This window comes from Novosphingobium capsulatum NBRC 12533 (assembly GCF_001598375.1).
Taxonomy (GTDB): Bacteria; Pseudomonadota; Alphaproteobacteria; order Sphingomonadales; family Sphingomonadaceae; genus Novosphingobium; species Novosphingobium capsulatum.
Genome location: NZ_BCYV01000015.1, coordinates 133,600 through 152,126 on the forward strand (window position 1 = coordinate 133,600; position 18,527 = coordinate 152,126).

The 18,527-nt window shown below is 65.4% G+C and carries 15 protein-coding genes; 9 read left to right on the forward strand and 6 right to left on the reverse strand.

Going from position 1 to position 18,527, the window contains the following annotated elements; translation table 11 throughout:
- Window position 1: 1 nt before the first annotated feature.
- Together ung and SCA01S_RS15215 are read left to right on the forward strand one after the other, a co-directional pair.
- A complete protein-coding gene (gene ung / locus SCA01S_RS15210) occupies window positions 2-691 on the forward strand; it encodes a uracil-DNA glycosylase (RefSeq protein WP_062787074.1) in 690 nt (229 codons plus the stop codon).
- On the forward strand, window positions 688-1,350 hold the full coding sequence (locus SCA01S_RS15215) for a M24 family metallopeptidase (protein WP_062787077.1): 663 nt from the start codon (window positions 688-690) through the stop codon (window positions 1,348-1,350). Before ung ends, SCA01S_RS15215 begins: the two co-directional genes overlap by 4 nt.
- Window positions 1,351-1,417: 67 nt before the next feature.
- On the opposite strand, the gene SCA01S_RS15220 is transcribed toward SCA01S_RS15215, so the two are convergent.
- The 5 genes from SCA01S_RS15220 to SCA01S_RS15240 all read right to left on the reverse strand — a co-directional run bounded on the left by SCA01S_RS15220 (window position 1,418) and on the right by SCA01S_RS15240 (window position 11,296).
- Entirely contained in the window at window positions 1,418-1,840 is a 423-nt protein-coding gene (locus tag SCA01S_RS15220) for a hypothetical protein (RefSeq protein WP_062787080.1), read from the reverse strand.
- A gap of 398 nt (window positions 1,841-2,238) precedes the next feature.
- Window positions 2,239-3,672: a glutamate synthase subunit beta gene (locus SCA01S_RS15225; RefSeq protein ID WP_062787083.1), complete on the reverse strand. Its 1,434-nt coding sequence runs from the start codon at window positions 3,670-3,672 to the stop codon at window positions 2,239-2,241.
- 13 nt (window positions 3,673-3,685) lie between these two features.
- The gene (gltB, locus tag SCA01S_RS15230; protein ID WP_062787086.1) at window positions 3,686-8,326 is read right to left on the reverse strand and encodes a glutamate synthase large subunit; all 4,641 of its coding nucleotides are present in this window, start codon (window positions 8,324-8,326) and stop codon (window positions 3,686-3,688) included.
- A gap of 203 nt (window positions 8,327-8,529) precedes the next feature.
- Entirely contained in the window at window positions 8,530-9,957 is a 1,428-nt protein-coding gene (locus tag SCA01S_RS15235) for a hypothetical protein (protein ID WP_062787089.1), read from the reverse strand.
- Between the two features lie 94 nt (window positions 9,958-10,051).
- Complete coding sequence (locus tag SCA01S_RS15240) at window positions 10,052-11,296, reverse strand: TIGR04063 family PEP-CTERM/XrtA system glycosyltransferase (protein ID WP_062787092.1); 1,245 nt, start codon at window positions 11,294-11,296, stop codon at window positions 10,052-10,054.
- 107 nt (window positions 11,297-11,403) lie between these two features.
- On the opposite strand from SCA01S_RS15240, the gene SCA01S_RS15245 reads away from it, so the two are divergent.
- Both SCA01S_RS15245 and SCA01S_RS15250 read left to right on the forward strand, forming a co-directional pair.
- Window positions 11,404-11,610, forward strand: a complete 207-nt coding sequence (locus SCA01S_RS15245; RefSeq protein WP_022675637.1) for a hypothetical protein — start codon at window positions 11,404-11,406, stop codon at window positions 11,608-11,610.
- A complete protein-coding gene (locus SCA01S_RS15250) occupies window positions 11,603-12,961 on the forward strand; it encodes a putative O-glycosylation ligase, exosortase A system-associated (RefSeq protein WP_062787095.1) in 1,359 nt (452 codons plus the stop codon). Before SCA01S_RS15245 ends, SCA01S_RS15250 begins: the two co-directional genes overlap by 8 nt.
- A gap of 63 nt (window positions 12,962-13,024) precedes the next feature.
- On the opposite strand, the gene SCA01S_RS15255 is transcribed toward SCA01S_RS15250, so the two are convergent.
- Window positions 13,025-14,305 carry a polyhydroxyalkanoate depolymerase gene (locus tag SCA01S_RS15255; RefSeq protein WP_062787185.1) on the reverse strand — a complete coding sequence of 427 codons (1,281 nt, stop codon included), beginning with the start codon at window positions 14,303-14,305 and terminating at the stop codon, window positions 13,025-13,027.
- A 229-nt stretch (window positions 14,306-14,534) separates the two neighbouring features.
- On the opposite strand from SCA01S_RS15255, the gene SCA01S_RS15260 reads away from it, so the two are divergent.
- The 5 genes from SCA01S_RS15260 (at window position 14,535) to rpmG (ending at window position 18,469) form a co-directional block, all read left to right on the forward strand.
- The gene (locus SCA01S_RS15260) at window positions 14,535-16,415 is read left to right on the forward strand and encodes an ABC transporter transmembrane domain-containing protein (RefSeq protein WP_281191482.1); all 1,881 of its coding nucleotides are present in this window, start codon (window positions 14,535-14,537) and stop codon (window positions 16,413-16,415) included.
- Between the two features lie 116 nt (window positions 16,416-16,531).
- Window positions 16,532-17,347, forward strand: a complete 816-nt coding sequence (locus SCA01S_RS15265) for an undecaprenyl-diphosphate phosphatase (RefSeq protein ID WP_062787099.1) — start codon at window positions 16,532-16,534, stop codon at window positions 17,345-17,347.
- 187 nt (window positions 17,348-17,534) lie between these two features.
- Window positions 17,535-17,801 (forward strand): GlsB/YeaQ/YmgE family stress response membrane protein, encoded by a 267-nt coding sequence (locus SCA01S_RS15270; protein ID WP_022675642.1) that lies wholly within the window; start codon window positions 17,535-17,537, stop codon window positions 17,799-17,801.
- A gap of 38 nt (window positions 17,802-17,839) precedes the next feature.
- Window positions 17,840-18,118, forward strand: coding sequence for a hypothetical protein (locus tag SCA01S_RS15275; protein WP_022675643.1), 279 nt, complete (start codon window positions 17,840-17,842; stop codon window positions 18,116-18,118).
- Between the two features lie 183 nt (window positions 18,119-18,301).
- On the forward strand, window positions 18,302-18,469 hold the full coding sequence (rpmG, locus tag SCA01S_RS15280) for a 50S ribosomal protein L33 (RefSeq protein WP_011446825.1): 168 nt from the start codon (window positions 18,302-18,304) through the stop codon (window positions 18,467-18,469).
- Window positions 18,470-18,527: the final 58 nt, after the last annotated feature.

Consider the following 18,527-nt stretch of genomic DNA (forward strand, 5'->3'; position numbering starts at 1 on the left):
CATGAGCGCTTCTTCGGTTCCTGAAAGCTGGGCTGCGGCCCTTGATCCTGTGCTGGCCAGCCGCCCCTTGCGGGCCCTTGGCGGCTTCCTGAAAGCAGAGGAAGCCGCAGGCAAGACGATCTATCCTCCACGGGGGGAACGGCTTGCGGCCCTCGAATTGACGCCGCTTCCGGCTGTGAAAGTGGTGATCCTGGGGCAGGATCCCTATCATGGCCCGGGCCAGGCGATGGGGCTGGCCTTCTCGGTGCAGCGCGGGGTGAAAGTGCCGCCCAGCCTGGTCAATATCTACAAGGAGCTGGAAAGCGATCTGGGCCTGCCGCGGCCGGCCCATGGCAATATCACTCACTGGGCCCGGCAGGGTGTGCTGCTGCTCAACAACGCATTGACGGTGGAGGCAGGCCAAGCGGGATCGCACCAGGGCAAGGGGTGGGAAGAATTCACCGATGCGGCAGTTGCCGCCGTGGCAGCGCGGCCTGATCCCATCGTGTTCCTGCTGTGGGGCAGCCACGCCCAGAAAAAGGCCGCGCGCGTGCCAGGCCTCGCCTCTGGCGCGCATCTCGTGCTCAAGGCGCCGCATCCCAGCCCGCTGTCGGCCCATGCCGGATTCTTCGGCTGCCGCCATTTCAGCAAAACCAACGCCTTCTTGGAAAGCCACGGGCAGACGCCGATCGACTGGCGGGTCGATCCGTGAGCACCGCGGCCAGTACCGATTCGGTCGGGCCCAACTGGTCGCTGCCGGCAATGCGGCAGGCCCAGGCCCTGGCCTGGACCGCCGTGGAGCGGATTGCCTCGGCCATGCACCCTGGCCTGCGCGAGAGCGAGGCAAGAGCGATCGGCCAAGCCGTTCTTGGCGAACTGGGCATGGGCGAGGCGTGGCATCCAATGATGGTGCGTTTTGGTGCAAACACCTTGCGCGTGTTCAGCGACCGTGGCGGCGAAGACCTCGCGCTCGGCCAAGACGACATCTTTTTCATCGACATCGGCCCCGTGCTCCTGGGCCACGAAGCCGACGTCGGCGCGAGCTATGCGGTGGGTGAAGACCCGGACATGCACGCCTGTGCTGCCGCCGCGCGCGAGTTGTGGCACCGCGTCGCCGCCATCTGGAATCACGGCGCGATCCGCGGCACCGCGCTCTATGCGCGGGCAGCGGAAGAAGCGGCGGCCATGGGTTGGCAACTCAACCTCGACGTGCGCGGTCACCGCGTCGCCGATTACCCCCATCCCTCGCGCCAGGCCGGCAAGCTCGGCGATCTTGACAGCCTGCCCACCGCTGGCCTGTGGATCCTGGAAATCCAGATCCGCCACCCCACCCGGCGTTTCGGCGCGTTTTACGAGGATTTACTGGGTTGATGATAGCCGGCGTGGAAGTTGGCTTGTTAGCGCCAATGGGTTGGCGGAAATTGGTGGGGAGCGGACGTTAGCCGTCGACCGGTTCAATCTCTGCGTGCGCCAGTCCGGCCTGTCGTAAAATAGATAGTGCCCGCTCGGATGCTACAAGCCGCAGATCGCTCGCCATGCCAAAATCGTCGGCTTCCGGCTTGCCTTGGACGTTCATCCACCAAAAGTGCGGCAGCGCCTTATCGCCATATAGGTCGGTAAACAAACCGGATCGCGTCACCTCCACATCGGAAAAGCTAACGCCAGTTAACGCCGCACGTTCAATCAATTGCCGTGCGTCGTGGGTCACGATGAAACATGGTGTCGTTTCAAGCAGCGCATCGCCGAGCCACCCGTCGAACTCGTAATTTAAGCGGGTGACAACCATCTTGCCGTCTTCGCGGTGCCAGTCGGAGTTGCCCCCAATTCCGCCCGCGACCTCAGGTTCAATAAAAAAGAACATCTGCACCTCCGTGACACAGCCTACAGCCGCCGCCAATGTCCGCAACTGGGCGAATGCGGACAATCCCGGCAGCGTTTTTCACCCGGCACCTTTTTATTGCGGTTCACGCAGAGGCGCAGAGGAATTTGACTCTCTGCGCCTCCGCGCCTCTGCGCGAGAAATTCCTTGCGCACTGACCAATACTGATCACATCGGCGCACCGGCTCACAACATCGTCACCCTGAACTTGGTTCAGGGTCCAGTTTGCAGCGTCGGTGCGCTGCTAGAAGTCTGAAGGTGGCTGAAGCCTGGACCCTGAACCATGTTCAGGGTGACGGAAAGTGTGAGCAAATGCTCGCACCACGAAAAAGGGCGCCCGTTGCGGGGCGCCCCTGTTTCTTGCGGAGTAAACCAGCCGTTCAGCGCGGCAGTTCGGTCACGCCCATCAGTGCTTCATCCACGGCGCGCGCGCACTGGCGGCCTTCGCGGATCGCCCAGACCACCAGGCTCTGGCCACGGCGCATGTCGCCACAGGCAAAGATGCCATCCACGCTGGTCTTGTAATCGACCGTGTTGCCCTTGACGTTGCCACGCGCGTCAAGGTCCACGCCAGCCTGTTCGAGGAGGCCCTGCTTGCGCGGGCCGACAAAGCCCATGGCGAGCAGGATGAGATCGGCCTTGATCACGAATTCGCTGCCCGGCACTTCCTGCATCTTGCCGTCGACCCATTCGACGCGCACGCATTCCAGGCCGGTCACGTCATTCTGGCCCACCACGCGCTTGGTCAGCACGGCGAATTCGCGGGTCACGCCTTCTTCGTGGCTGGACGAGGTGCGCAGCTTGAGCGGCCAGTTCGGCCAGGTCAGCGCCTTGTCTTCCTTTTCGGGCGGACGCGGCATGATTTCGAGCTGGGTCACCGAGAGGGCGCCCTGGCGGTTCGACGTGCCAACGCAGTCAGAGCCGGTGTCACCGCCGCCGATCACCACAACGTGCTTGCCCGTGGCAGTGAGCGAACCACGCGGCGCGGCGCGGATTTCATCGTCACCGGCCACGCGCTTGTTCTGCTGCGTCAGGAATTCCATGGCAAAGCGCACGCCCGGCAGTTCGAAGCCGGGGATGCCGATCGGCCGGGGATCTTCGGCGCCACCAGACAGCACCACGGCATCGAAGTTTTCCTTGAGCGAGTCGACCGACACGGTCACGCCCACTTCCACCGAGGTGCGGAAATCCACGCCTTCGGCCATCATCTGTACGAGACGACGGTTGATCAGGTGCTTTTCCATCTTGAAGTCGGGAATGCCGTAGCGGAGCAGCCCGCCCACGCGATCCGACTTTTCGAACACGGTCACCGAATGGCCAGCGCGCGCCAACTGCTGCGCAGCGGCCATGCCGGCCGGGCCCGAGCCGACCACGGCGACCGACCTGCCGGTCTTCTTGGCCGGCACCTGCGGCTCGATCCAGCCTTCCTTCCAGCCCTTGTCGACGATGGCGCATTCGATCGACTTGATGGTGACCGGCTGGTCGACAATGTTGAGCGTGCAGGCGGCCTCGCACGGGGCGGGGCAGACGCGGCCGGTAAATTCGGGGAAATTGTTGGTCGAGTGCAGGTTGTCCAGCGCCTCGCGCCAGTCGCTTTCGTAGACCAGGTGGTTCCAGTCCGGGATCTGGTTGTTCACCGGACAGCCGTTGTGACAATAGGGAATGCCGCAGTTCATGCAGCGCGAGGCCTGGCCCTTGAGCGAGGCTTCGTCATGGGGAACGATGAACTCGCGATAGTGCTTGAGGCGCTCGGCCGGGGCGTCATAGCCCCGGTCCTTGCGATCGAGTTCGAGAAAGCCGGTTGCCTTACCCATTGTATTCTATTCCTTATTCCGCAGCGACCGACGCGGCTTCAAGGCGTTCAGCCTCAAGCTGGCGGAGCGCACGCGCATAGTCGCGCGGCATGACCTTGACGAAACGCACCACTTCCTGATCCCAGTTGTCGAGGATCGCGCGGGCCCGCTTGGACCCGGTGTGAAGCAGGTGGCGCTCGATCAGCACGCGCAGACGATCGGCATCATGGCGCAGCATGTCACCCATGCCAAAGTCGTTGACGTCCACCCCGCGCTGCTGCGGGCGCCCGGCCCCATCGTCTTCGTCGCGGTCGGCCGAAACCGGCAGGACATCGACCATGGCACCGTTGACGAGCGAGGCGAAGTTGCCATCCATGTCATAGACATAGGCCACGCCGCCAGACATCCCGGCGGCAAAGTTGCGGCCGGTCTTGCCCAGCACGACGACGACGCCCCCGGTCATGTATTCGCAGCCATGGTCGCCGGTGCCTTCGACCACCGCCAGGGCGCCCGAATTGCGCACGGCAAAGCGTTCGCCGCCCACGCCGTTGAAGAACGCTTCCCCGGCAATCGCACCATAGAGCACGGTGTTGCCGACGATGATGTTCTCGGCGGCCTCGCGGTCGACATGCGCCGGCTGGCGCACGATCACCCGGCCGCCCGACAGGCCCTTGCCGACATAGTCGTTGGCATCGCCCACCAGATCGAGCGTGACACCATGCGCCAGGAATGCGGCGAACGACTGGCCCGCCACGCCCTTGAACGCGATGTTGATCGTGTTGTCGGGCAGGCCGGCGTGGCCATAGCGCCGCGCCACTTCGCCCGAGAGCATGGCGCCGACGGTACGGTTGACGTTGATCACCGGGCGTTCGATGCGCACCGCCTCGCCCGCTTCCAGCGCCGGTGCGGCCGCCGCGATCAGATCGTTGTCGAGCGCGGCATCGAGGCCGTGATCCTGATGGCCGGTCCAGTTGAGGCTGGTTCCTGCCACCGGCTCCACCTTGTGCAGCAGGCGCGTAAGATCGACGCCCTGCGCCTTCCAGTTGGCGACGACCTTGCGGGTATCGAGCCGGTCAACCCGGCCGACCATCTCGGCAATGGTGCGGAAGCCCATCTCGGCCATGATCGCCCGCAGCTCTTCGGCAACGAAGAAGAAGTAGTTGATCACATGCTCGGGCTGGCCAGTGAAGCGCGCACGCAGGACGGGGTCCTGCGTGGCCACACCCACTGGGCAGGTGTTGAGGTGGCACTTGCGCATCATGATGCACCCGGCCGCGATCAGCGGCGCGGTGGCAAAGCCGAACTCGTCGGCGCCGAGCAGCGCGGCGATCGCCACGTCGCGGCCCGTGCGCAGGCCGCCGTCGGCCTGCACGCAGATGCGGCTGCGCAGGTTGTTGAGCAGCAGGGTCTGCTGGGTTTCCGCCAGGCCGATTTCCCACGGGCTGCCGGCATGCGTCAGCGAGGTCAGCGGCGAAGCGCCGGTCCCGCCTTCATAGCCCGAGATCGTGACATGGTCGGCACGCGCCTTCGACACGCCCGCAGCCACGGTGCCCACGCCCACTTCCGACACCAGCTTTACCGAGACGCGCGCCTTGGTGTTCACGTTCTTGAGATCGTGAATCAGCTGGGCAAGGTCTTCGATCGAATAGATGTCGTGGTGCGGCGGCGGCGAGATCAGGCCGACACCCGGCGTCGAGTGGCGGGTCTTGCCGATCACCTTGTCGACCTTGTCACCCGGCAGCTGGCCACCTTCACCGGGCTTGGCGCCCTGGGCCATCTTGATCTGGATGTCGTCGGCATTGACGAGGTATTCGGCGGTGACGCCAAAGCGGCCCGAAGCGACCTGCTTGATCGCCGAGCGCATCGAATCGCCGTTGGCCAGTGGCTTGAAGCGATCGGGTTCTTCCCCGCCCTCGCCGGTGTTCGACTTGCCGCCGATGCGGTTCATCGCGATCGCCAGCGTGGTATGCGCCTCGCGGCTGATCGAGCCGAAGCTCATCGCGCCAGTGGCAAAGCGCTTGACGATCTCGCTGGCCGGCTCGACCTCATCGAGGCTGAGCGGCTTGTCAGCCGGCTTGAGCTCCATCAGGCCACGGATGGTGAGCATCCGTTCCGACTGGTCGTTGATCGTCTGGGCAAATTCCTTGTACTTTTCAGGAATGTTGCCGCGCACGGCGTGCTGCAGGCTGGCGATGTTGCCCGCCGTCCAGGCATGCTCTTCGCCGCGCAGGCGCAGCTGGTACATGCCGCCCACGTCGAGCATCTTCTTGTAGATCGGATTGTCGCCGTAGGCCGTGGCATGGCGGCGCACGGTTTCCTCGGCCACTTCCTTGAGACCGACGCCCTCGATCGAGGTGGCGGTGCCAGTGAAGTACTGGTCGATGAAGCCCGACGAGAGGCCGACGGCGTCGAAGATCTGCGCGCCGCAATAGGACTGGTAGGTCGAGATGCCCATCTTGGACATGACCTTGAGGATGCCCTTGCCGATCGCCTTGATGTAGTTCTTCTGCACATCATAGGGCGTGAGCGGCAGGCCCTTGTCGACGCGGATCGCCTCGAGCGTTTCGAACGCCAGATAGGGGTTCACCGCCTCGGCGCCATAGCCGGCCAGCACGCAGAAGTGATGCACTTCGCGCGCTTCGCCGGTTTCCACGACCAGCCCGGTCTGCATGCGCAAGCCCTGGCGCACCAGGTGATGGTGCACGGCGGCGGTTGCCAGCAACGCCGGCATGGCGATGCGATCAGCGCCTTGCGCGCGGTCCGACAGGATCAGGATGTTCTTGTCGGCCAGCACCGCTTCGGTGGCGGCCCAGCACATTTCCTTGATCGCCATGGCCAGGCCATCGGCGCCCGAGGCCGCGTCCCAGGTGGTGTCGATCGTGGCGGTGCGGAACGCGCCATCGAGCGCGGCTTCGACCGAGCGGATCTTGGCCACGTCCTCGTTGGTGAGGATCGGCTGATCCACTTCCAGGCGCTTGTGGCTGCCGGCATCGTGGCCGAGCAGGTTGGGGCGCGGACCGATCATCGAGACGAGGCTCATCACCAGTTCCTCGCGGATCGGGTCGATCGGCGGGTTGGTGACCTGGGCGAAGTTCTGCTTGAAATAGTCGTAAAGCAGGCGCGAGCGCTTGGACAGCACGGCAATCGGCGTGTCGGTGCCCATCGAACCGATCGGGTCTTCACCCACGGCCGCCATCGGCTCCAGGAACTTGGTGACGTCTTCCTGGGTATAGCCGAACGCCTGCTGACGATCGAGCAGGCTGTCGGTCGACGCGGGCAGCGCCACCACTTCCGGCTCAACCACTTCGAGTTCCTTGAGCTTGTACTGGGCCGCGCCCAGCCATTCCTCGTAGGGCTCAGCGGCAGACAGCTCGGCCTTGAGCTCGTCGTCCTCGACGATGCGGCCCTGCTCCAGATCGATCAGCAGCATGCGGCCGGGCTGGAGGCGCCACTTGCGCACGATATCTTCCTCGCGGAACGGCAGCACGCCGCTTTCCGAGGCCATGCAGACGAGATCGTCACGCGTGATCGAGAAGCGCGCGGGACGCAGGCCATTGCGATCGAGGGTGGCACCGATCTGGCGGCCGTCGGTGAAAGCCACCGCCGCCGGGCCGTCCCACGGCTCCATCAGCGCGGCGTGGTATTCATAGAACGCGCGGCGCTTGGCATCCATCAGCGCATTGCCGGCCCAGGCTTCGGGCATCAGCATCATCATCGCATGGGCAATGCCATAGCCACCCGCGACCAGCAGCTCGAGCGCGTTGTCGAGGCTGGCGGTGTCGGACTGGCCATGCGGGATCAGCGGCCACATCTTGTCGAGATCCGGGCCGAGCAGCTCGGATTCCATGGTGCGGCGGCGCGCGTTCATCCAGTTGACGTTGCCGCGCACGGTGTTGATTTCACCGTTGTGCGCCACGAAGCGGAACGGATGCGCCAGCTTCCAGCTGGGGAAGGTATTGGTGGAAAAGCGCTGGTGCACCAGGCCGAGCGCCGAAACGCAGTCCGGGTTGCGCAGATCGTCATAGAACGAGCCGACCTGGCCAGCGAGCAGCAGCCCCTTGTACACGATCGTACGCGAGGAGAAGCTGGGCATATACAGCTCGGTCACGCCGGGCAGCCCATGCTTTTCGGCCATGGCCGCCAGCGGGTTCTGCGTCTGCTTGCGGATCGCCAGCAGCTTGCGTTCGAACGCGTCCTGGTCAGCGCAGTTTTCGCCGCGCTTGATGAAGCACTGGCGGATCACCGGCATCGAGGCGATCACGGTCTTGCCCAGGCCATCGAGCGTGGTCGGCACATCGCGCCAGCCGATCAGTTCCTGGCCTTCCTTGGCGATGAACTTCTCGAACTTTTCGATCACGAACGTACGTGCGGCTTCGTCCTGCGGCAGGAAGCACATCGCCACGGCATAATCGCCCGGCTGCGGCAGTTCCTTGCCTTCGCCAGCCGCCCACTTGCGGAACAACTGGTCGGGCAGCTGGATCAGCAGGCCGGCGCCATCGCCCAGCAGCGGATCGGCGCCCACGGCACCGCGGTGGTCGAGATTGCGGAGAATCTCCAGGGCTTGGCCAATAATCGCGTGGCTTTTGACGCCTTTGATGTGGGCAATGAAGCCCATGCCACATGCGTCATGCTCGTTACGCGGATCATACAGGCCCTGAACCGGCGGAAATCCCATCGCGTTGATCGTCCCTACACCCAAAAAAGACAGCTCGCACGAATCACGACGCCGGAATGCGTCAAAAATTGCGCGAGAGTCCCCCATGACTGTTGGAAAGTTATTTTGCAACCGGTCAGGACCACCCAAACGGGAAACCGTGCCGGGAAATACGGATGCGATGCCGAAATGTCGCAGCGCAGCAGGGCGATGCGATCACAGCATCAGCGTTGGGCAGTCATCCGTTGCAGCGTGGCGAGGGCATCGCGCAGGGCCTGTTCGGTGCTGGCGGCATCGCGCGGGGCATCCTCGGCCTCGTCCTCAACCGCTTGAAAACGGGTGGGAACGGCAGCCAGATAGGGCCGCTCGAACGGCGCCGGAGCAGCGCTCGCCACCTCATCACCGTCCGGACGCTGGGCGCGGCCCTGGCCGGGGAAGATCACAACCGGCTGCGGCGATGCAGCACCGCGGCCAGAGAGGAAATGGCGCGCCGGATCGCTCCGCCGGACGGCCGCGGCCATGTCGAGCAGCGAGGAATAGCGTTCTTCGCGCACCGCGCCTTCGGGCTGGCCCCGGTCGGTGCTGTCAGCATCTGCCGCACCGAGGCGCGACGGGCGCGGCATGGCGCGCACGTCGCGGCCGTCCAGCCCGGCCAGATCGTCGGCGACGCTGTCGAGCGCGCGGCGGTGGTCGGCAATCGCCAGCGCCAGCCGCTCGACCAGTTGCACCAGCCCGAGGCCATCGAGATCGGCCTGGGCGACTGGCGAAGGCCCGCTTTCCCCCATCGCGTCACGCGCCTTGGCAAAGAGCGAGGGCGTCAGCGCGGGCGATGCCATCACCACCGGGGCGGGATCGTGCGCTGCAACGTCCGCTTCTTCCACGGCGTCCGGTTCGGCCTGCGCTTCGGCTTCGGCTTCGGCTTCGGCTGCGGCTGCCGTTTCGACTTCAGGTTCTGCCACAGGCACGGCGTCCGCCTCTGCCTCAGCGACGATCGGCATTTCAGACTGCGCTTCCACGGCCTCTTCGCGGGGTGCCGCTTGCTCGCGGGCTACCGTCAGGAACGGGGGCGGCACGAACAGGTCGTCCGGCTCTTCCTCAGTCTCGTAGATCGCAAAGGGATCGAACGCCGCCGGCGCCAGATCATCAGCCAGCGCTTCGTCGGCCAGCGCCGGAAGCGGACGCGGCAGCGTGCTGGCGGGTTCATCGATCAGGATCGCGGTTTCGGATTCATCGATCATGTCCGCGCTCACCACCAGGGGGCGGCGCGGCGGGGCGTCGGGATGGGCATCGCGCGCACGCACCCGGGGTGCAACCGGCGCTTCATCCTGCACTTCGGCCCAGGTGGCGGGATCGATCGCCACGCGATGGCGGGCGGCCAGACGCAGGCCCAGCGCCAGGCCGATCACGCCGCCCAGACCGGTCAGCAACAGGGCAACCAGCGCGCGCGCGGTAAAGCCGAGCGGCGGCGCGGCAGCCGCGACGAGATGGGGCAGCCCGCTGGCCACAACCACGCGCTGCAACAGCTCGACGGGCACGGCAAAGCTGGCAAGACCAAACAGCGCGGCAAACCACAGCGCGGCAAGGGCGGGAAACAGGCGATGGGCGGTGATCGGCTTGGCCTTGGCACCGGCCTTGCGCTTGGTCTTGGTCACCTGTGCTTACCCCCGTTTGTACAACCACCTGCGCATCGAACCGGCGCGAATCGGTCTTTGCCCAAGCCTGCGCCAAAGCCAATATCCTGACAATTCAGGCAGCCAGGCCAGGCGTGTCCAGCCCTTGGGCTATCAGGCCTTGGTAAACGGGAAGATAACGCGCCGCGTTGGCGGCCCAATCATGCGCGGTTTCCACAAAGCGGCGGGCCACGACGCGCTGCGCATCCCACTGCGCGCGGCGGGCAAACAGCGCCACCATGGCCTGGGCCAGCGCGGCTGGATCGTCGGGCGCAAACAGCGTGCCGGTCTCCCCGTCAGCGATCAGCTCGCGATGGCCGCCCACGTTGCTGGCCGCCACCAGCTTGCCCTGGGCCATCGCCTCCAGCGGCTTCAATGGCGTAACCAGGTCGGTCAGGCGCATGGCCTTGCGCGGATAGCACACCACGTCGGCCAGCGCATAATAGCGGTCCACCTCGTGGTGGGGCACGCGGCCGACGAAATGAATGGCATGGGCAGCCGGGCTGGCCGCCGCTTGGGCGCGCAGGGCATCTGCCGCCGGCCCGCCGCCCACCAGCAACAGCCGCGCGCCGGGCACCGCGGCCACGATCGCCGGCATGGCCGCGATCATGTCATCGAGCCCTTCATAGGGATAGAAGCTGCCAAGGAAGCCGATCACCGGCCCTTCCCCCAGCCCGAGCTGCGCGCGCAAGGCGGCATCGGGCGCGGGCGGCGTGCCGAACAGAGCGAGGTCGACGCCGTTGGGCATGATCGTGATCTTGGCCGGGGCCACGCCGCGTGCCACCAGATCATCCTTCAACCCCTGGCAGATGGTGACGACGGCATCGGCGCCCGCCACGACGCGGTTTTCCAGTTGCCGGGTGAGCCAATAGCGCGCCGATCCTTCGCGGCCGGTGCCATTGCCCACGGCGGCGTCTTCCCAGAAGGCACGGATTTCATAGACCACCGGCAGCCCCAGGCGGCGGCCGGCGCGCACTGCGGCCAGCCCGCACAGCGCCGGGCTGTGCGCATGCAAGACATCGGGGCGCCACTGGCGCGCCAGGTCGACGATGCGATCCGCCAGCGCGCTGGCCTCACGCCATTCGCGCACCCCCGGCGGGCCAGAGGCCACGCCGGGGGTGCGGTGAAAGCGCAGGCCGTCATGGATTTCCAGGTCATCGCCCGGCGCCGGTTCAGTCGGCGAGACACCGTGGCGCAGGCCGGTCAGCCCGCGCACTTCCAGCCCATGGCCTTCCTGCGCCTTGAGAATCGCGCGCGTGCGAAAGGTATAGCCGCTGTGCAGCGGCAGGGAGTGATCGAGGACGTGGAGAATCCGGGCCATCCCCGATGCTTGGCACAGCAAGCCTTAACGCGCTGCAAATTCTTCGCTTAACGCGGCGTCAACCCTGCGGCACTATTCCCGGCGGCTATGGCAGGCGGCGCGCAACGATGATCGACAAGATTACCATCTTCGTGCCGCATATCCTGATGGCGCTGATGATCTGGAAGCTCGTCCACCGCGCCGATCTGGACGATGACCCCGCCCTGCCCAATCGCCGCCAGCCGCTGATGGGGCGGCGCCCCAGCCCACGCCCCGATAGCGACGGTGCCCAGGCCAACGCGAACAACCCCGACAGGACCGGGCGCGATGCTTGACCTGTTCTTCACGGCGTTCTGCCTGGCGTTCCTGGGCGCCGGGCTCAAGCGGCCGTTCCTGTTCGTGATGGCCTATGCCTATATCGATATCGTCGCGCCGCAGAAGGTCAGCTGGGGTTTCCTTACGCACATCCCGATCTCGCTGATCGCGTTTTCCTGCGCCCTGCTGGGCTGGATCGTGGCCGAAGACAAGAACGGCATACGCATCTCGCCGCGCCAGTTCGTGCTGCTCCTGCTGCTAGTCTATTGCGGCCTCACCACCCGCACCGCCGATTTCCCGGTAGAGGCGGCGGCGAAGTGGGACTGGGTGTGGAAAGCGCTGATCTTCGCGCTGTTCCTGCCGCTGACCCTGCGCACCCGCCTGCGCATCGAGGCGCTGACGCTGACCATGGTGCTCTCGGTGGGCGTCATCGTAATTGGCGGCGGGATCAAGACGCTCAGCTCGGGCGGCGGCTATGGCGAACTGCGCCTGCTGGTGAACGACAATACCGGCCTTTACGAAGGCTCGATCATTTCCACGTTGGCGATGTGCGTCATTCCCCTGGCGCTATGGCTGGCTAACCACGGCACCATCTTCAAGCCGGACTGGAAGGCCAAGCTGTTTGCCGCCGGCATCTGCTTTTCCTGCCTGCTCATGCCGGTGGGCACCCAGGCGCGCACCGGGCTGATCTGCGCGGCGGTGCTGGCGGTGATGATGCTGCGCTCCACCCGGCGGCGCATGCTCTATATCAGCATCGTCTGCGCCGGGGCGCTGATCGCGGTGCCGCTGCTGCCGTCGAGCTTTACCGAGCGCATGGGCACGATCAAGAATCACCAGGCCGACCAGTCTGCCTCCACCCGCGTGGCGGTGTGGAAATGGACCATTGAATTTGCCAAGACTCACCCGTTCGGCGGCGGCTTCGACGCGTTTCGCCAGAACAGCGTGAGCTATGACACGGTCAAGGCCGACTATGCCGGCGCCAACAACGCCGCGATCGAGACCGACCATATCGAGGAAAAGGGCCGCGCCTATCACTCGGCCTATTTTGAAATGCTGGGCGAGCAGGGCTATCCCGGCCTTGCCCTGTGGCTGCTGCTGCACCTCATGGGGGTGTTCCAGATGGAACTGATCCGGCGGCGCTATCGCAAGGACCCGCCCGAAGGATTTGCCTGGGTTTCGCCGCTGGCCGATGCGCTGCAACAGGCGCAGATCTGCTACCTCGTCGGCTCGACCTTCGTCGGCATCGCGTTCCAGCCGTTCTGCTACATGCTGGTGGGGCTGCAATGCGGGCTTTCGGCCTATATCGGCCGGGTGCGACGGGCCGCGCCGGTGCCGTTCGTACAGCGCCGGGCGATCCCTGCCCAGGCCTGAGGCCCAGCCCCACAAAAACACCGCCGACGCGACAGAAGCGCCGGCGGTGCAGAACGGCTCAGTTCAATTTACAGCCGCCAGCTTGCGCCCGCGGCGCGGCTTGCCATCGGCGGCATTGTCGCGCGTGGCATAGCGGGCCATCCATGCCTCGATCACCGGGGCAATGGTCTTGCGCCAGCGCGAGCCGTTGAAGATGCCATAGTGGCCCACTTCGGGCGCCAGCAGATACTGCTTCATGTCGGCCGGCAGGTTGGGCGTAACCTTGAGCGCGGCGCGGGTCTGGCCGATCCCGGAAATATCGTCCCGCTCCCCCTCGATGCACAGGATCGCAGTGTCGGTGATCGCGCCCAGGTCAACCGGCTGGCCGCGATGGATGAATTCGCCCTGCGGCAGCGCGTGGCGCTGAAACACCACGTCCACTGTCTGGAGATAGAATTCGGCCGGCAGATCGCAGACCGAGCGATATTCATCGTAGAACGTCTTGGTCGCCTCGGCGCTTTCTTCCGCGCCCTGCACCATATGCTGGAACAGCTTGTAATGGCTCATCATATGGCTGCCCAGGTTCATCGACATGAAGCTGGTGAGCTGAACGAAGCCGGGATAGACCTGCCGTCCGGCGCCGGGATAGTTTTCCGGCACGGTGGTGATGACGTTGTGCTTGAACCAGACGTAAGGCTTGGTCACAGCATGATCGTTGACCGCCGTGGGGCTTTCGCGCGTGTCGATCGGGCCGCCCATCATCGTCAGCGTCAGCGGGCGGCAGGGATGCTTCTGCGCGGCCAGCACCGCCGTGGCGGCAAAGGCCGGCACCGAAGGCTGGCACACCGCCATCATGTGCGTGCCCGGGCCGATATGCTCGAGAAAGCCGATAAGATAGTCGATGTAGTCGTCGAGATTGAAGTGCCCTTCGGCCAGCGGCACATATTTGGCGTCGGCCCAGTCGGTGATGTAGACCTCGGCCCGTTCCAGCAGGCGTTCCACCGTCCCGCGCAGCAGCGTGGCATAGTGCCCGCTCATCGGCGCCACCAGCAGCAAGCGCGGCGCATCGGCGCCGAGGCCATCATGGGTAAAGCACTTGAGATCGCCGAACGGGCGATGCACCACGGTGGTTTCGTGCACCGCGTGCACCTGCCCATCGACCTGGATGGTGCGGATCCCGAACGCCGGCTTGCCGCGCGGCGCGGTGGCGTGAGCAAACACGTCGAGCGCGGAAGCCATGGTCTGGTTGGGGCCATAGGCGGAAAAGGGCAGCCGCGGATCATTGAGCAGGTCGGCCATCATCGAGGCCCAGGCACTGCTCGCGTTCATCAGCGACCGCTGGATTTCATAAGCCTTGTACAGCACGTGGATACTTGCCTTTCTATCCGCTGCCCGCCGCGCGCAGCCCGCCGGCATGGCGTGGCGCAGCGCGGCAATCATGCGTCCCTTGCCGCGATAGTGCCTGCGAATCGCGCTGGCTGCAATGCAGCATCATGGACAGGGCGCGCGGTAATCAGTCCACAACAGATGGGAACATGGCCTGGTGCACGCAAGGCCCCTTCCGGTCTGGCGCGCCATCGGCTAGGTCCGCCCCATGGAAGAGGTTCCCCAGGAACGGCCCGCGCCGGACATGCCCGCCCCCGGCTCCAACCCTGCCGTTGGGCAGGCGCCCCCATCGGCCCCAGGCGCGCCGGCGGACGCGGATGAAACCCTCACCGTGCCGCCCGCGCCGCGCCGCCTCACCCCGCTGCGCATGATCTGGCGCGAGGCGATCAAATATCCTGGCCAGGTCGCCGCCGCACTGATCGCGCTGGTCACCACCTCGACCGCGACCATTGCCATTCCCGCCCGTTTCAAGGGCATCGTCGACCAGGCCTTTGGCCCCCACGCCCAACCCGGCGTGATCGACCAGGCGTTCCACACCCTGCTGCTGATCGTGGTGGTGCTGGGCTTTGCCACCGCCATCCGCTTTTACTACGTATCGTGGCTGGGCGAGCGGGTCGTGGCCGATATCCGCGCCCGTGTGCAATCCAATCTGCTGCGCCTGCCGCCGGCCTTTTTCGAGACCAACAGCCCCAAGGAAATCTCTTCACGGATGACGTCGGACACGGCGATCATCGAACAAGTCGTGGGCACCACGGTCTCAATCGCGCTGCGCAACACCATCACCGCGCTGGGCGGGCTGATCTACCTGTTCTTCCTGGCGCCCAAGCTGACCGCCGGGCTGGTCATCGGCATTCCGGTGGTGATCTTTCCGATCGCCTGGTTCGGCAGCCGCCTGCGCAAGGTTTCGCGATCGAGCCAGGATCGCGTCGCCGATATCGGCGCGATGACCGCCGAAGTGCTGGGCGCGATCCGCATCGTGCAATCGTTCGGCCAGGAAGGCCGCGAACGCGCGCGCTTTGCCGGGGCGGTGGAGCGCACGTTCGATACCGCGCGCCGCCGCATCCTGATCCGCGCGGTCATGACGGCGGTGGTGATCTTCCTGGTCATGGGCGGGATTACCGCGCTGATGTGGCAGGGCGCGCTGGGCGTATCCAACGGGTCGCTGACCGGCGGCACGATCGCCGCCTTCGTGCTGACCGGCGGCATCGTCGCCGGATCGTGCGGTGCCCTGACCGAGGTCTATGGCGATCTGCTGCGCGGCGCGGGTGCGGCTGGCCGGCTCAACGAACTGCTGCTCGAACAGCCCGATATCGCCCCGCCGGCGCGGCCGATCACGCTGCCCAGCCCGCCGCGCGGCGCGCTGGCGTTCCAGAACGTGGCCTTCCGCTATCCCAGCCGGCCCGAGATTTCCGCCTTGGCTGATTTCTCGCTGACGGTGGAGCCGGGTGAAACGGTGGCGATCGTCGGCCCCTCGGGCGCTGGCAAATCCACGCTGTTCCTGCTGGCGCAGCGGTTTTACGATCCGCAGGGCGGCGTGGTGCGCATCGATGGCGTGCCGCTGCCCCAGGCCGATCCTTCGGAAATCCGCGCGCGCATGGCCCTGGTGCCGCAGGAAGCAGTGCTGTTTGCCGCCAGCGCGCGCGACAACCTGCGCTATGGCGCGTGGGACGCGACGGATGAGGCGATCTGGGCGGCCGCCCGCGCCGCCAATGCCGAGGAATTTCTGAAAGCCCTGCCCGAGGGGCTCGACACCTTCCTGGGCGAAAGTGGTGCGCGCCTGTCGGGCGGGCAGCGCCAGCGGATGGCCATTGCCCGCGCCCTGCTGCGCGATGCGCCGATCCTGCTGCTCGACGAAGCGACCAGCGCGCTTGACGCCGAAAGCGAACGCCTGGTGCAGGATGCGCTCGATCACCTGATGCAGGGGCGCACCACGCTGGTCATCGCCCACCGCCTTGCCACCGTGCGCGCGGCCGATCGCATCGTGGTGATGGATGGCGGCAGGATCGTGGAACAAGGCAACCACGCCAGCCTGATCGCCGCCGACGGGCTCTATGCCCGGCTTGCCCGCATGCAGTTCGAAGGGGTCTGAGCGCCAGCGCCACGGCTCTTCCGTGCCGCTGCCGGCGCCAAGGTTACCGATTTGCCATGTGGGCAATGCATGGAACGGCTTGAAAGCAGTGCTGCACTGCGGCAAGTCGGGTGCCCATGGACAGCCACACCATTACCGCCGTCATTCTCGGCATCGTCGAAGGCCTCACCGAGTTCCTTCCCGTTTCCTCCACCGGGCACCTGATCCTCGCCACCGAACTCCTCGGCTTCAACGCCAAGGAATGGGAAGTGTTCAACGTGGTGATCCAGCTGCCGGCGATCCTGGCGGTGGTGGTGCTCTATTGGCGCACGTTCGTCGATGTCGCCAAGGGGGCGCTGCGGGCCGATCCCGATTCGCTGCACTTCGTGCGCAACGTGCTGGTGGCATTCATCCCCTCGGCGATCCTGGGCGTGCTGCTCAAGAAAAAGATCGACGTGCTGATGGAGACCCCGGCAGTGGTCGCCGCCGCCCTGGTGGTGGGCGGCGTGCTGATCCTGCTGATCGAGCGGCTCGCGCGGCAGGGCGAATACCAGCCGGTCAGCAAGCTGCCGCTACCCAAGGCGCTGGCCGTGGGGGTGATGCAGTGCCTGGCCATGATCCCGGGCATGTCGCGTTCGGCGTCCACCATCATGGGTGCCCTGTCCATGGGCATCAACCGCAAGACGGCGGCAGAATTCAGCTTCTTCCTGGCCGTTCCGACGATGTTCGGCGCCACGGCCAAGCAGCTGTGGGACAATCGCCACGAACTGACAAGCGGCGCGGCCAGCGTGGGATGGGGCGATATCGCCGTGGGCGGCGTGGTCTCGTTCCTCGTCTCGCTGGTGGTAATCAAGTTCTTCGTCACCTATATCGGCCGCCACGGCTTTGCGCCCTTTGCCTGGTACCGCATCGTGATCGGTGCCGGCGCATTGGTGTGGTTGCTCGGCGTCTAAAAAACGCGCATTTCTGCCCCTGCCGATGACATTGCCGATGACCCCGCAGCCCACCCGGGCGGCGGGGTTTTTCACGGCCTGCAAGAGGGGCATGCAACGTTCTGTCGCAAATGCGGAACCAACCCTCCCGTGGCGAATTATCCCACCCAGACAGCCACTCGTGGCAACAACAAAGGGGTAAACCGTCATGGGCCTTATCGTTCTCTTGATCGTTGGCGGCGTTCTGGGCTGGCTTGCCAGCATCGTCATGCGCACTGACGCCCAGCAGGGTGTCTTCCTGAACATCGTCGTCGGCATCGTCGGCGCCATGCTCGGCGGCTTCCTGCTTGGCCCGCTGCTCGGCGGCGGCAGCATCACCAACGGCATCTCGGCCGGCAGCCTGGTGGTTTCGTTCCTCGGCGCGCTGATCCTTCTGGCCATTGTCAATCTCGTGCGCCGCGGTTCGGTGCGCTGAGCCGGCCATTCCGGCCAAACTAACAGGGAGAGCCCGTTATGAAGTTCGCCAAGTACGCCCTCGTTCTGCCCGTCGCTGCGCTCGGCCTCAGCCTCGCTGCGTGCGAAAGCAAGCAGGAAAAGGCTGCCGACAAGACGGCTGACGCCGTTGCTGCCCAGTCGGACGCTGCTGCCGACGCCATCGATTCGCAGGCCGCCGACGCTACCGGCGCTGCCGCTGACAAGATGAACAGCAAGGCCGATGCCGTCCGCGCCGAAGGCAAGGACGAAGCTTCGGCGATCAAGGAAAACGCGGAAAAGGCCGAAAAGGCCCACTGATCTCCCGCGGACAAAGGATTTCGGGGCGCCAGGCATCAGCCTTGGCGCCCCGTTTCCTTTCTACAAGGCTTGACTTTCACGGCCGCCTACCGCAATGGCGGCCCCCTGTCAGGGCGGCGCGCGCCGCCCGTTTTGTTTGAGCAAGCGGCGCGCTGACGCCTAGAAGGATTTTAGGACAAGCCCATGGCAAAGCCAACTACCGTCAAGATTCGTCTGGTTTCGACCGCAGACACCGGCTTCTTCTACGTCACCAAGAAGAATCCGCGCAACACCACCGAAAAGATGACTTTCCGCAAGTACGATCCGGTGGTGCGCAAGCACGTGGAATTCAAGGAAGCCAAGATCAAGTGATCTGAAGGCTTTCCTGCCAGAACATGCACAAGGCCGGGGCTTGTCTCCGGCCTTTTGC